Origin of the sequence: Parasphingomonas halimpatiens (assembly GCF_036663795.1) — a bacterium.
Lineage (GTDB): Bacteria > Pseudomonadota > Alphaproteobacteria > Sphingomonadales > Sphingomonadaceae > Sphingomonas.
In genome coordinates this window covers 24,192-38,539 of the sequence record NZ_JAXOJP010000002.1, presented here as the reverse complement: position 1 = coordinate 38,539, position 14,348 = coordinate 24,192, and the positions used below count along the sequence as shown (strand labels likewise).

Below are 14,348 nucleotides of genomic sequence, written 5' to 3'. Positions count from 1 at the left end.
TGTTACTTTCTAGGCTTCCTCATACGCGATGCAACAGCTATTACAAATGTCCCTAAAATGACCAAGCTGAAATGGCTCCTCTTGCTGACCCAGATACCGGCCTCCGCGTCGAGCGCGCGGGTGGCTCTTTGGCGGCGATTGCGCGCGGCAGGCGCAACCAGCGTTGAACATGGGGCGTGGATGTTGCCAGCGACCGAAGCGCATCAAACTCTGTTGAGCGACTTAGCCAAAACCGTGCAGGCGCAAGGCGGCAGCGCCAGTCTGTTCGAGGCAACCGCTGTGGCAGATGATAAGGAAATGACCGCGCGGTTCGTCAGCGATCGGCAGCGTGAGTATCAGGAATTTGCAACTCGCGCTCAAGGCTTGCTCGACGAAGTGGCGAAGGAGATCGCCGCCGAGAAGTTCACCTTTGCCGAGTTGGAGGAGGTGGAGGACGATCTGAAAAAGCTCGAAGTCTGGCTGGGCAAGATCAGTGCGCGTGATTTCTTTGCAGGCCCAGAGTTTGCTGCTGCCCAGGGTCGGCTTGCGACTTGCGCCAAAACAGTCGGGGAGTTTGCGGACAGGGTATATGCTGCGGACGGGATCGCAGGTGGAGAGTAAGAGGCCAGTTGGCCCATCACGATCATCCGAGAGCTAGCTTTCGGTGTAGATCAATCATTGGCAGCTTCTGGACAGGGGAATCGAGGTCTGCGAAAGGCCATAAAGCAATCTTAGACGCGCCCAACTTTTTGTCGGAAAGTCTTACACAAGCCTTACACACTTACACAAAGTCTTACACATTTTTCACTTGCTCGAAAAAATATAATTTGGTATCAACTACTTACGGTTGTCTCGTCCCACTCAAAATCCGGTTCCGAAAGGAGTGTGGGTTCGATTCCCACCGCCCGCACCAGAATCCTGTTTGGCGATAGCTGCTGACAGTTGAAAAAACCCCACATTTCCGGTACTTTTAAGGCAATCACTGGTTGTCAGTGACCGCCCTTGTCTGCCTGTAATTGCGGAAGATGGGGGCCTAATCTGGGGGCCTTGCGAGGCCCCCTGGGAATCGAGGCCCCCAATGGCGCTGACCGACACCGCGATTCGAAACGCCAAGCCCAAGGACAAGCCCTACAAGGTCGCAGATTCCCAAGGGCTTTATCTTCTGATCAATCCAAGGGGCAGCAAGCTCTGGCGCGTCAAATACCGCATGAACGGATCGGAGCGGAAGCTTGCGCTGGGGGCCTATCCTGAAATCACTCTTGCCGAGGCACGCACGGCGCGTGATGTTGCCCGCAAGCAGTTGGCGCATGCCGTGGATCCCAACGTCGCGAAGCGGCAAGCGCGGATCGAAGCGAGCGTTCGGGCAGGCAACAGCTTCGCGAGCGTGGCCGAAGAGCTGATCGAAAAGAAGGCCAAGGAAGGGCTTGCGCAAACGACGTTGGAAAAGCTGCGTTGGCTTCTCAAACTGCTCGGCACCGATTTTGGCAAGCGGCCGGTCGCAGACATCACCCCTCAGGAATTGCTTCACGAACTCAGAAAGCACGAACGGCGGGGGCGGCTGGAAACCGCCAAGCAACTGCGTTCCTTCGCAAGCAGGGTTTTCCGCTATGCCGCCGCTACCGCGCGCGCCGAACGCGACCCGGCACAAATGTTAATGGGCGCGCTGACTGCTCCGACGATCAAACATTTTTCCGCGATCACAGACCCGAAAGAGTTCGGCGGCCTACTTCGGGCGATCGATGGTTATCATGGTGACCCCGCCGTCATGTATGCGCTCAAGCTCACGCCGCATGTATTTCAGCGCCCCGGCGAAATTCGCCAGATGGAATGGGCGGAGGTCGATTTCGAGAAGGCGGTCTGGACGATCCCGGTGGCCAAGATGAAGATGCGCCAGCCTCATTCGGTGCCCTTGTCCCGGCAGGCCATTTCGATCCTGAAAGCCATGCGCTCCTTGTCGGGGTCCGGGCGCTATGTTTTCCCGTCGATACGCACCAGAGCAAGGCCGATCAGCGACAACACGATCAACGCGGCGTTGCGGCGTATGGGCTATTCCAAAGACCAAATGACTGCGCACGGTTTCCGCACATCCGCGTCCTCGCTCCTGAACGAATCCGGAAGGTGGAACCCCGACGCGATTGAACGTGCGCTGGCCCATATGGTGGCGGGGGCGGTGCGGCGCATATACAATCAATCGGCTTATTGGGCCGAACGTGTCGAAATGGCGCAATGGTGGAGCGATTTCCTCGACCAGTTGCGGGAAGGTGGAAGCAGATGACGGGCAGCCCCGGCGAGGGATGGAAAATCTTCGCGGACGGGGATGATTCTGAAAACGTTCCGCTCTGGAAGGCCTTGGCGCAATACACGTCGAACGACCTGGACGAAGGGTTGAAGGCAAACGCGGCTGTCATCAATCAGGCGAAACCGCCCTTCTCACGATACTATAATCTGGCCTTCGTCGTCAGCCTGGCCTTCGGGTTTCTGGCCGTCATTTTCCTGATCGCTCTTTTGATTTCGGTGCCCTCAAGGGCGACAGACCTGTTCACATTACTCGTACTGGCCACGCTCGCGGCCACCGCGGCGCCGCACCTCTGGCGTCAGATTTATCAATACGGATTGAGGACCCCGGATGCGCCGCTGGCATTGCCTCACGCGGCCGACCGGCCCTTCGACGAAGTGCTGGGCTATCTCCAGAAGGCCGCCGGCCCACGCGCCTACTACGTTTCGCGCTTTGGGAAGCGGCGGGTCCTTCTAAATCGCAGGCAGTTCTTTGGCAGGCTGCGCTATTTCCTGTTCTCCGAACACAGCATGGATCGCGCTATCGTCATGGGTTTCCGGACGGGCTTGTCCCTGCCAGCCGACATTTTCCTCCACTGCGATGATGTCGAAAAAATGCTCGCGATGAGCAAGCCGAGGCGCAAAGGCGGACCTGGCCGCAATACCAAATACCGCTATGCCGACGCGGTTATCGCCTTGATCGCCGATAATCGGCTGGCAACGCTGAACCTGGAGGACCGCGCGGCGTCGGTCCGTGCCGTAAGGAATTGGCTCGCGGAGTGGTTCGAGGCCAATGCCGATGCATCGGGCGACGTACCGCGCGGCGATCAATTATCGCCCTATGCCGAGAAAATTTTCGATCATCTGAAAAGCCGGCCGGCCTTGAAGGGCCACTGATCAGCGCCTTCGATTTTCGGCACCCAGGCGGCATTTTCGAAGAGCGCCGCGCATTTCGGGATTTCCCGATCAAAGGCAGATTTCCGCGGCCATTCCATTCCTGGACGACGCACCAGCAACCCTGTGCAACCTGGCTCATCTCCCGCCGCGAATCGGCAACCAAGGAGATGCACATGGAAATACTGGCTATCTCTATCAACGAAACCGCCAAGGCGCTCGGCGTCGGGCGGTCGTCAGTTTACGCCTTGCTCAAATCCGGCAGGCTCGATGCGATCAAGATAGGCAGGCGAACCCTGCTGACGACCGAGTCCATCAAGCGCCTGGCGCAATCCCGCCACGTAACCTGAAACGCAGGCGCTCCCCGGTCCCAGCCTGATTGAAGGTCGGCTGGCTCGCGCCCGCGTCTTCCCCGAACGCCGAACAATTCCGCCAACGTGTTTTTACGAAAGGATGCCCCATGCCCAATTTCCATCGCGCCTTCGAACGGATCGCCGATTTCCTTTCGACCGACCGCAAGGTCACGATGCGGTTTATCGCTGACGATCGCATCGCCTGCTTCACCTTGCCGCTCATCAGGCGCTTGATCGCCGATGACGACGATGGTGAAACCTATCGCTGTTCCATCGCCCAATGGACGCTCAATGAGCGCCCGCCGCTCCATGTCCACCGGGGCGAGGTGTCGAGCTTGCGGATCGATGGTCCGTTGCAGAACGCGGGCACGACCTGTCTGCCGCTGGGAGGTCTGATCGAATCTCCTGGCGTGACTGCGCACCTTGATCCCGTCGAAGCCGACCGGCTGGACAGGCGGGTGCAGGCCGCGGTCGAGCGGACGATTCGCGACTGGATCGAAGAGCACGGCCTCTACTTCCAGCCGCGTTCAAGCCGCGAGATCGACCGCTCCGAGGCAGATCAGAAGTCGCGCGCGGTCATCGCCCGATGGGTGGCGGAGCATTTTGGCGAGCAGGAAACCGCACTCGATCGCGGCAGCTTGAGCGAGCCGGATCATGCTTGAGCCGTCCGCACAAATTGCAGCGTCGTGGGGCTGCGATGCTACGCATCGAGCCAGCATTTCAGATACACACCTCACGCACGGGTGCATCGAGCTTTTCCGCCATTTTTCGCGGGTGCGCTCAGCGTGCGCGGGATTTGCGCAATCCCGCACTGGCGGAAAAGCGCAGGATTTCGAGGGTGCGCCGCGCACCCTCGCGGTGACCCCGTCATGAGGCCCGTGCAACACTCCGTCCGCCTGCCCATCGCGCTCGACAAGCAGCTTCGCGCGCTTGCCGAGCAGCAGGGCGTTACCGTTTACGCCATGCTCCAGCGAGCCGTGAAAGCCGGGCTCCTAGCACAGACACATCCGCCAGAGCGCGGCGCAGCCGATCGCGAAATCGTCACCGAACTGGCTGCCGTCAGCACCCGCGTGGTCGATGTGGAGCGGATGCTGGACCGGGCGTTGTTCACCGCCTGCGCGTCCTATTGCTATGCACGCAGCGCGGCGCTCGGCGGCGGCAAGACCGACGACGATATCACCGCTGAAACCAACGAGGCCTATGATCGACAGCGCGGGTTCGCGCAGGAGGGTCGGTCGTGACGCAGCCGCACGATCGCCGGATACATGCCGACGCGTTGCGGCGGCATTACCGGTCCGGCCAGGCACGGCGCTTCAAACGACAAGCGGCGTTTCTGCTGGCGTCCGTTGCGCTGTGCGGGCTCGCCGCGCCCACGATGATCCTCGATCGGCAGACGTTGCAGGCTGTCGGCACCTACTGTCAGGCCAAGATCAAGACATGGTTCGCGAGCGGCACGGGCGCCGACCCCGCGATCACGATCAGCTACGCCGGGGCGAACTATGATGTCTCGGCACAAGCGGTCGCCGCCCATCCTTATTATCGGCAGGCCGCCTGGGCCACGTTGTTGCTGATGGCGCGCGGGGGCTGGCTGGGCTTTGCCGGATCGCTTTCCGGTTTGCTGTTGGTTCGCGGTGCAATGGCGCGACGCCGCGAGCGCCTGTTGCGTGATCGCGTAATCGCGGGAACGCACGTCACGACCGAGCGCCAACTTTCCAGACTGATGAGCCCGGAATGCAATCGACGCGCTTTGACGATCGGCACGGTTCCGATTCCAGGCCGGCTCGAAACCCGGCACATGGCCATGATAGGCACGACCGGCAGCGGCAAGACCACCGCGCTGCGTCAGTTGCTCGACGGGATCGAGGCGAGGGGCGAAGCGGCGCTGGTCTATGACACCAGCGGCGAATTCATCGCGCATTATTACCGGCCCGAGCGCGGCGACATCATTCTCAATCCGTTCGACGCCCGCTGTGCCTTCTGGTCGCCCTTTGCCGAGATCGCCCACCCCGCCGACGCCGATCGCATCGCCAACCAGCTCATCACCGAGACCGGCCAGCACGACCGTGACGTCTGGCTGGAAACAAGCCGCATCCTTGTCGCCAACATGATCCGGGCCTTGTGGCGCGAAGGCAATGGCACGCTGGCCGATCTGCTCAACGCGCTCCAGGTCCGCACGAAAGACGAACTCAAGGAGTGGCTGGGCGATAGTTCATCGGCGCGCACCTTTGCCGAAGACGCCGACCGGGCGACGGGCAGCGTGTTGTTCATGCTGGCCAAGGCCGCGAACCTGATCCAGTTCCTGCGGGCGGAGGTTGGTCCGGATGCCCCGTTCGCGTTCCGCGACTTCATTCACGGACTGGACGAGCACAGGGCCCCAAAGCCGTGGATTTTCGTGCCGCGCAAGGAGGACTATTTCGAGGCATCGAAGCCGCTGCTCGCCTGCTGGCTCGAATGTGCGGCGAGCGCCGTGCTCGGGCTTTCGCCGTCCGCCGGCCGGCGCGTCTGGTTCGTGCTGGACGAACTGGCCGATCTTCCACGGGTCGACAATCTTGCGCGGCTGCTCCCCGAGGGACGCAAATTTGGCGCAGCGGTCGTGCTGACCTTTCAGGCGCTCGGCCAGATGCGGCATCGTTACGGGCCCGAGCTTGCCGGATCCATGCTCGGCTGCTGCAACACCAAGCTGTTTCTCCAGACCATCGACAGCGAAACGCGGCAATGGGCGAGCCAGACGATCGGCGAATGCGAGGTCGAAATCCCAACGATGAGCGATGCCGTGGCGCACGGGGACGAGAAGCCCGTGACGACCTTGAGTATCATGCGCAGGTTCCGCCCCGCAGTGCTCGAGAGCGAACTGCGCCTGCCCAAGTTCGAAGGCTATCTGCTGTTCCCGGACGGCTTGCCGGTCGCGAGGATCGCGCTCACCGCCGATCACGTCGCGCGACGCGGCGAGGCTCGCCAGCCGGGTTTTGTCGCGGGCGATCCAAAGGAAAGCTTGTGGGAGCAGGCAGCGGAGGCCGCACCCGCCGCGCCGCCGCCACCTTCACCACCACCGCCGCCTTCACCAGCGCCTCCGATGAGCAAGGGGCCGGTCTGATGGTCGCGTCGGTTTGCGCGCTGACAAGTTCCGCGCAGGCCAGCAGCTATTATGAGGCCGACGACTATTATGCGGAAGGCGGGCTCTCGCCTTCCGAATGGCACGGCCAGGGTGCGGAGGAGCTTGGCCTGTCCGGCGAGGTCGACCGCGACCAGTTCCGCGAATTGCTCGACGGCAGGATCGGCGAACAGCAGCTTGGTACTTTTCGCGATGGCCAGCTCGAGCATCGCCCAGGCTGGGACGTGACCTTGAGCGCACCCAAGTCGGTGTCGATCATGGCCGAGGTGGCAGGCGACCGGCGCCTGCTTGTGGCGCATGGCGAGGCGGTCAAAACGGCGCTCGCCCATGTCGAGCAGCATATGGCGGCGACCCGCGTCCGAGAGGGCGGCAGCGTCACGCGCGAGGCGACCGGTAATCTGATCATCGCCAGCTTCCAGCACGGCACCAGCCGCGCCCAGGACCCGCAGCTTCACACCCATGATGTCATCATGAACGCGACGCAGGGTGAAGACGGGACATGGCGCAGTCTGGAGCCGCGCGCCCTCTATCAGCTGCAAAAACAGATCGGCGCGATCTACCGGCAGGAGCTCGCGCTGAAGGTGCGCGAGCTGGGTTATGAGATCGAACCCGCCAAGGCCTCGATGTTCGAGATCAGGGGCGTGCCCGACGAGGTCATCGCCGCGTTCAGCACCCGGAGCGCCGAGATCGAAGCGGCGCTGGGCGAGCGCGGTACATCGCGCGATGCGGCCAGCGCCGCCGAGAAGCAGATCGCCGCGCTCGATACCCGACAGGCGAAGGTTGCTACCGATCATGCGTCGCTTGTTGCAGACTGGCGCGAGACGGCCAGCCGGGCCGGGTTCGATGCGGATGCGCGGATGGCGATGGTCAGGGACGCCGAGGTCACGGCGACCAGCGCATCCCACCGCGCCGATATGGGCGCGCAGTCGTCGATGGCGGATGTCGCCGTCGCGCGTGCCGCCGGCAAGCTGAGCGAACGGCAGTCGGTCTTCTCGACTTCCGCCTTGCAGGAGGAGGCAGGGCGCATTGGCCTTGGCAAGGTCAGCTATGGCGGGATCCGGGCTGCTATCGACGCGGCGACCAGACAGGGCGACCTGATCGACCGGACCTTTCTCGATCGGCGCGGCGCCGCGTTTGCCGGGGTCACAACCCGCCAGAATGTCGAGACCGAGGCCAGGATGATGCGGATCGAAGCGGACGGGCGGGGTTCACTGTCGCCGATCGCCTCGCCGCTCGCCGCAGCCAAGGCCGTCGCCAGCGCGTCGATGAAAGCGGAGCGCGCCGGGTTCGCCTGGAACGGCGATCAGCGCGCTGCCACCGAACAACTGCTGGCTAGCCGCAACAGGATAACCGCCGTGCAGGGCTATGCCGGCACCGCCAAGACCACGACCGTGCTGGCGACGTTCGCCCGTGAGGCCGAGGCGCGGGGCGTGCCGGTCGTGGCGCTTGCGCCTACTGCATCGGCGGCCATGGTGCTCGGCGCAGCGCTGGGCACGCGCGGCGATACCGTCGCGCGGCATCTGCTGTCGCCCGAGCGCGCCCCGCCGGGCCAGACGGCCGCTTGGATCGTGGACGAGGCTTCGCTCCTGTCCGCGCGTGATACCGCTCGCCTGTTCGACCTGGCCGAAACGCACAATGCCCGCGTCATCCTGGTCGGCGACGTGAAGCAGCTCGGATCGGTCGAGGCGGGCGCGGCCTTCGCCCAGCTGCAAGGGGCGGGCATGGAGACCGCGAAGCTGGGCGAAATTGTTCGCCAGACCAATGCCGCCACCAGGGATGCCGTGCTGGCGTCGATCGAGGGCGATGCCAAAAAGGCGCTCGCGGCTCTGGATCGCGGCGGGGGCCGGATCGTCGAGCATGCCGACCGCGCGGAACGCTTCGCCGCCATTGCCGAACAATATGCCGGCCTCGACAAGGGCGGCCGTGCCCGCACCCTAGTGGTCGAGCCATCGCGCGAGGGGCGCGATGCGCTCACCGCCGATATCCGCCAGGCGCTCGCCCAATCGGGCGCGCTCACTGGTGCCGCCGTCACCCTGCAGAGCCTTGCCAACAAGGGGCTGACCCGCGCCGAAGCGCGCGATCCGCTGAGCTATGACAGGGGCGATGTGGTGCGGTTCACTCGCGACTATGCCGACAAGGGTGTGGCGCGCGGCGAAGCCTACCGCGTTGAAAGCATCGACCCCGCCAAATCCGCCATTGCCCTGAAATCAGAAGACGGGCGTGCGGTCGATTGGCGCCTGCGGCAATGGGGCGCGGGCCACGTGCAGACGTTCACGCCGCAACCGCTGGAGCTCAAGGCCGGCGACAGCATCAGGTTTACTCGCAATGACCGCGAGACGGGCCGCATCAACGGCGCGCGTGGCGAGGTAACCGCGATTGACGCGCACGCCCGGACGGCCACCGTCCGCGATTTGCGGGGCCAGACCCAGATTCTGAGGCTCGATTCCGCCCGCGACCAGCACATTGCCCATGCCTATGTCGAGACAGCCTTTGCCGCCCAGGGCCGCACGGGCGATCACGTCATCATTCATGCTGACAGCCGCGCCACCAATCTGGTCGATCAGAAATCCTTCTATGTCGGGATTTCGCGCGCCAGGGAGACGGCGACGATCTTCACCAACGACCGAGCAAAGCTCGTCTCGGCGATCAACGAACGGGCCGGGTCCGTCCAAACGGCAATTACGCAGGCGGCTATGCCCGCAGCTGCTGCCAGTAATGCAATTGGGGCAGGACGAGCCCGATCATTGTCCTCCCGGCTTGGAGCGGGGCTTGCTTGAGGAAAGCGGGTGAATTGCTGTCCGTCCGCTTTGGATCAGTCGCTTCGCTCGAACGTATCGCCGATCAAGCCGGAGGGAGGGCGCTGATCGATGGTGTGCTTCGCTGCTGCCGTTATCTGCCGCATCATTTCCGGTCTCGTGGCTGGCAGGATTCATCGGGCGAACTGGCGCCCTACATCGCGCACGGTTCTAGTCGCGGCGTCTCCCCGTAAAGCGCAGCAGGAAGACGAAGAGGTTCAGGAAATCCAGATACAGCGTCAGGGCGCCGAGGATCGCCAGTTGCTCTCGCCCTTCGCCCGCCGCCTGCCGATAGAGCCGCTTGAGCCGCTGAGCGTCGACGGCGGCGAGCCCGGCGAACAGCATCAGGCCGATCGCTGACAAGACCAGGTCGAAACCCGCCGAGCGCGTGAACATGTTGAGGAGCAAGGCCACGATAAGACCGGCCAGCCCGATGGAGAGAAAGGTTCCCGCAGCTGAAAGATCCCGCCGGCTCATGCTGCCAAACCAGGCCAGTGCCGCAAACCCGCCGGCGGTGGCGACAAATGTCGCGACGAGGCTCACACCGGTATAGGCGAACAGGAGCCCGCCGAGCGACAGGCCGACGAGCGCGGCATAGAGAAGGAAGATCGCCCCGGCTGCCGCCCCGAGGTGGTCAATGCGGGCACTGAGCAGGAAGACAAGGCCGAGCGGCGCGAGGGTCACGATCCAGCCGGTCGTGGTCAGTCCATCGGGCGTGAACAGCGCACCAGCGAGCGACGCGTCATGGGCAACGTGCCAGGAAGTTGCCGCCGACATCGCCATCCCGCCCGCCATGCGCAGATAGACCGGCGCCATATAGGCGCGCAGGCCGCGATCTCCTTTGCCTGACGTCGGAACCGGGTCGAAATGCCGTGCCTGATCGAGCATGTCGCGACCTTTCGAGCAAAGCCTGCCTGAGCGCGAGGCGGCGGATCGACGCTGCGCGTCGCAGTGAAATTTCCCAATCCGCAAAGCTACGTAGCCATAGCATCGCGCGCGTGTCCTGGGCACAGCGCGAGGCCGGCCGCGCGCACGCGCCGGGGCCTTGCATGTCGACGCGTATGCCAGCGCCAGATATTCCTGCCCTGGTTTGCTGGCTCGTAATTCAAGGTAAGGACGGGTCGTTGTGAACCATCATGTATTGCCGACCCCGAACGCCGGGAGGCCGATCGGGGCCGACGGTCGTACTCTATGACGTGCGGGGTGGCAGGCCGCTGACGCGACCATGACGTTTCGGTCAGCCGGTTCGCGCGCAGTGGGCTTATGCCAATATCACCGACTCGCCTGAACGCCGCATGCGCGCGCGGCGAGTCGGCATATCCTCTCGCCGTTGCGGTGCATGACAGACTGGCCGTGCCTTCTCAAAGATGCCCAGTCGTCTCCCCAGGCAATCGCGCGCGGCGACACCTGCGGCTCGAACCGAAAACGACTTGGCACTGCAAATCAATCTCCTAAGGTTCGACGTTCGCGCTGGCTCCTACCAGCGCGACGCCGCCATGATCGTCCCTATCGAGACATCGTTGCGGGAGCAGGGGCTGGCGATCGCGACCTCAACACGCGATCGTTCGGCCCCTGCTCGCGCGGGAGCATCTGAATATTTTGTCATTGGTACGGGCGAGCGCCAGAGAATAGCATCCGACCCGCCGATTAGCCGGCACGAGGGGATGCACGATGAACCGGAAACTGTTGCTCGCGGCCGGGGTCGCAATCTTTTTTGCCACGCCGGCGCTAGCCGCGACGCCGTGCAAGGATGCGCACGGCAAGTTCGTGAAGTGCCCGCCGGCTTCTGCGAAGCCCGCGCCGGCAACGAGGGTCGCGCCAAGCCCGAAGCCCACGCATGCGGCGGCTGCGCGTTGCAAGGATGCCAAAGGCAAATTTATGAAGTGCCCACCGGCCGCAGCTGCCAAGCCGGCGCCGACCGCGCGGTGTCGCGACGCGAAAGGACGCTTCAAGAAGTGCTGAGTCTCATCGGTCGTTGAGCAGGGAGCGCCCGGGCCACGGCCTGGGCGTCATTCTCACCGGTGGCGATGTTGGGTCACCGCTGGCGCATCGGCGACATGGATTGCCCGATCACCACGCTCACCGAAGTGGCTGCACCTGACGGTGAGCTTTTGCGGGAGATGCGGCGTGGCGGCCATCATGTGTTAGGCCGTCGGCAGCTCGGCCAGCGGCCGGCGCTTCGAGCACGAGGTACAGATGCGGTGCCCGGAAGTCGCGCGCTGCTCGGGAGATGAACTTTAATTCAGACGACCTGCCATCGCTTCGTCCCTAGTCACACCTCAGGGGCGCGTCAGACAGGGGCAGGCGCGATGGACAGCAGAGGATTGGGTACGCAGATCCATGAGGCAGAGGAAGCCTTGCTCGCCGAACTCCGTCGGTTGCGCAAGATCGCTCGGACCGACCCCGATGCATCCGCGCTGCCGTCGCCAGTCCTGACCCCGGGCCAACGCATTGCCGATGCAGTCGCCGCAACGATGGGGTCGTGGCGCTTCATCATCATCCAGTCGACGATCCTGCTACTGTGGATCGTGCTGAACGTGACCGCCTATATAAAGCAATGGGATCCCTATCCCTTCATTTTGCTCAATCTCGCGCTGTCGTTTCAGGCGGCCTACGCTGCTCCCTTCATCATGATGAGTCAGAACCGCCAGCAGGATATCGATCGCGTCGCCGCAGAAACCGACCATCAGATCAACATCAAGGCCGAGCTAGAGATCGAGCTGCTCCATCAGAAACTCGACAAGCTTCGCGAGACCGAGGTGCTGTACCTGACGAAAGCGGTGCGCGAGCTGGCCGAACTCCTCAACAGGTCGGGGCTTTGCGGTCCACAGGCGGGGGATATATTGCCGCCGCCATCCTGATCGGCGCTGCATCTTCGGGAGTCAGTGTGAAGCGGACACCGCGGCCGTCTGTTCCCGACGCAATATCCAGCCTCAATCCGCTGGCGTCGGCGATGCGGGCCACGATCGACAGGCCGATGCCCGCTCCATCGCCCCGATTGCTGTCGGCGCGCCAGCGGCGTTGCGTCAGCAGTCGGATGTCTCCGACGGGAATGCCCGGACCGTCGTCTTCGACCCACACGCTGCCGCGCTCGTCGACTCCGACCGTGATATTGGTACCCGTTGGCGTGTGGCGCACCGCATTGTCGATCAGATTGTCGATCGCCAGCGCGAGCAGGCTTGGATGGCCATGCCGCGCGACCTGCGTGCCGCCCTCTGCAAGGGCGATAGTCCGACCACCGGCAAAGACGCCCGGCGCCCGCTCGATCACAACGCCTTCGAGGATCGCTCGCGCGATGAAGTCGGCGCCGCCGTCGAGCGGTCGTTCCAGATCGACCAGTGCCATCAACTGCGTGACGACGCGTGTCGCCCGGTCGACGGCGGCGAGCAGTGCGTCGCGCTCTGCCGCCGCCGGCAAGGACTGGATGCGCAGACGCAACGCGGCGAGCGGCGTGCGCAGTTCGTGCGCGACATTGGCGGCAAATTCGCCCTGTGCGCGCAAGCCCGCCGCGAGCCGGTCGAGCGCGTGGTTGGTGGCAAGCGCGAGCGGCTCGACTTCACGCGGCAACCCGGCGACCGGCAGGCGTATGTCGGGGGAGCGAGGGCCGATCGCGGCGGCGGTCGCGGAAACCGCCTTGAGGCGCCGGGTCATCCGCCACATCAGTATCGCGCCGATCGCCGGCACGAGCAGGATCAACGGCACGACCAGCAGCGCGAACTGTTCGAGAAAGGTGCGAACGATATCGTCCGAGACGAATTGCGGCGCGCGGGTATCCTGCGTGACGACGAGCCATGCGCAGTCCCCGCTTCCGAGCGGCATGCTCAGCGCCTCCACCGCCCCGCGCTGAAAGAAGCGCGGTGCCGAGGCGCGCGGTGCAGTTGCTATCAGTTCGCCGCGCATTTTCCCCCCCTGCTGGATGACGTGGCCGGTGGCGGTGACGACCGCATAGGCGACGCCATCCTTGCCCCGGATCTCGCTAGATGCGTCCGGCAACCCCGCGCCACATGCGGTCGTCCTTCCCGATGGCAGGAGCAGATCGCCGATCGCGGCGGCGGTCCCCGCCAGGATCCCGTCCTCATAATGCGCTGCCGTTCGGTGCAGCATGACCGACACGGCGAAGGGAAGGATGACAGCGGCGACCGCCGCGATTGCGACGTGCAGGAGCATGACCTGGCCGAGCAGCGAGCGTGGCAAGCGCAGTCTCATGGCATTGCCACCAGCATGTAGCCGACCCCGCGAATTGTCTGGATCGCGACCCTCGCGTTCGCCTTTTCCAAGCGTCGCCGCAGGCGGTGGACATAGACCTCGACCGCGTTGGACTCGACGCCGCCGTCCAGCCCGAACAGCTGGTCTTCGGCAAGTCGCCGCGTGATGACCCGGCCGCTGCGTCGCAGCAACAGCTCGAGCAATTCCATCTCGCGCTGCGACAGGACGAGCGGCTCGTCGCCGACGAAGGCCGCGTGGCTGCCGGCATCGACGCGCAGATTGGCGCACGCAAGCTCGCGTCCGAGATAGCCGCCCTGCCGCCGCAGCACTGCCGTGAGCCGCGCGTGGAGCTCGTCGACATCGAACGGCTTGGTCAGATAGTCGTCAGCGCCGGCATCGAGCCCCGCGATCCGCGCGCGAATCTCGCCCCGCGCGGTCAGGACGATGACCGCGCGATGATCGCCGCGCGCCCGGATCCGTCGCAACAATGCCAGGCCGTCCTCGTCGGGCAGGCCGAGATCGAGCAGGATGGCGGTATAGTCAGCCACGGCGAGGCTATCCTCCGCCGAGGCGGCGTCATGGACGAGATCGGCAGCGACGGCGCGGCCGCGCAACGCGTCGGCCAGTGCCGCTGCCAGTGCGCGATCATCCTCGACAATCAGCACGCGCATCGAACCACCGTTCCTGACCACCCCGTAAGCCTCACGTAAGGGTGCGTGTCTAGCGCGGCCATTC

At 64.1% G+C, this 14,348-nt stretch carries 13 protein-coding genes; 10 read left to right on the top strand and 3 right to left on the bottom strand.

The features are described 5' to 3' along the window. Window positions 1–57 precede the first annotated feature (57 nt). The 8 genes from U1839_RS02610 to mobF all read left to right on the top strand — a co-directional run bounded on the left by U1839_RS02610 (window position 58) and on the right by mobF (window position 9,389). The gene (locus U1839_RS02610; RefSeq protein ID WP_332802120.1) at window positions 58–600 is read left to right on the top strand and encodes a Chromate resistance protein ChrB; all 543 of its coding nucleotides are present in this window, start codon (window positions 58–60) and stop codon (window positions 598–600) included. Between the two features lie 457 nt (window positions 601–1,057). Then, the gene (locus U1839_RS02605) at window positions 1,058–2,254 is read left to right on the top strand and encodes a tyrosine-type recombinase/integrase (protein ID WP_332802119.1); all 1,197 of its coding nucleotides are present in this window, start codon (window positions 1,058–1,060) and stop codon (window positions 2,252–2,254) included. Further along, on the top strand, window positions 2,251–3,150 hold the full coding sequence (locus U1839_RS02600) for a hypothetical protein (RefSeq protein ID WP_332802118.1): 900 nt from the start codon (window positions 2,251–2,253) through the stop codon (window positions 3,148–3,150). The genes U1839_RS02605 and U1839_RS02600 overlap by 4 nt, the downstream gene beginning before the upstream one ends. Before the next feature lie 173 nt (window positions 3,151–3,323). After that, window positions 3,324–3,497 (top strand): helix-turn-helix domain-containing protein, encoded by a 174-nt coding sequence (locus tag U1839_RS02595; protein ID WP_332802117.1) that lies wholly within the window; start codon window positions 3,324–3,326, stop codon window positions 3,495–3,497. A 29-nt stretch (window positions 3,498–3,526) separates the two neighbouring features. After that, window positions 3,527–4,162, top strand: a complete 636-nt coding sequence (locus tag U1839_RS02590; RefSeq protein WP_332802116.1) for a hypothetical protein — start codon at window positions 3,527–3,529, stop codon at window positions 4,160–4,162. A gap of 207 nt (window positions 4,163–4,369) precedes the next feature. After that, window positions 4,370–4,741, top strand: coding sequence for a hypothetical protein (locus U1839_RS02585; protein WP_332802115.1), 372 nt, complete (start codon window positions 4,370–4,372; stop codon window positions 4,739–4,741). After that, on the top strand, window positions 4,738–6,594 hold the full coding sequence (locus tag U1839_RS02580; RefSeq protein WP_332802114.1) for a type IV secretion system DNA-binding domain-containing protein: 1,857 nt from the start codon (window positions 4,738–4,740) through the stop codon (window positions 6,592–6,594). Before U1839_RS02585 ends, U1839_RS02580 begins: the two co-directional genes overlap by 4 nt. After that, window positions 6,594–9,389, top strand: a complete 2,796-nt coding sequence (mobF, locus tag U1839_RS02575; protein WP_332802355.1) for a MobF family relaxase — start codon at window positions 6,594–6,596, stop codon at window positions 9,387–9,389. Before U1839_RS02580 ends, mobF begins: the two co-directional genes overlap by 1 nt. Window positions 9,390–9,578: 189 nt before the next feature. On the opposite strand, the gene U1839_RS02570 is transcribed toward mobF, so the two are convergent. Then, window positions 9,579–10,295, bottom strand: coding sequence for a Bax inhibitor-1/YccA family protein (locus U1839_RS02570; protein ID WP_332802113.1), 717 nt, complete (start codon window positions 10,293–10,295; stop codon window positions 9,579–9,581). Between the two features lie 542 nt (window positions 10,296–10,837). Between U1839_RS02570 and U1839_RS02565 the strand changes: the two genes are divergently transcribed. Together U1839_RS02565 and U1839_RS02560 are read left to right on the top strand one after the other, a co-directional pair. Then, on the top strand, window positions 10,838–11,386 hold the full coding sequence (locus U1839_RS02565; protein ID WP_332802112.1) for a hypothetical protein: 549 nt from the start codon (window positions 10,838–10,840) through the stop codon (window positions 11,384–11,386). A 378-nt stretch (window positions 11,387–11,764) separates the two neighbouring features. Continuing rightward, entirely contained in the window at window positions 11,765–12,268 is a 504-nt protein-coding gene (locus tag U1839_RS02560; protein ID WP_332802111.1) for a DUF1003 domain-containing protein, read from the top strand. Here the strand turns inward: U1839_RS02560 and U1839_RS02555 are convergent. Further along, window positions 12,210–13,613, bottom strand: coding sequence for an ATP-binding protein (locus tag U1839_RS02555; RefSeq protein ID WP_332802110.1), 1,404 nt, complete (start codon window positions 13,611–13,613; stop codon window positions 12,210–12,212). The two genes, U1839_RS02560 and U1839_RS02555, sit on opposite strands and share 59 nt — an antisense overlap. After that, on the bottom strand, window positions 13,610–14,284 hold the full coding sequence (locus U1839_RS02550) for a response regulator (RefSeq protein WP_332802109.1): 675 nt from the start codon (window positions 14,282–14,284) through the stop codon (window positions 13,610–13,612). Before U1839_RS02550 ends, U1839_RS02555 begins: the two co-directional genes overlap by 4 nt. Window positions 14,285–14,348: the final 64 nt, after the last annotated feature.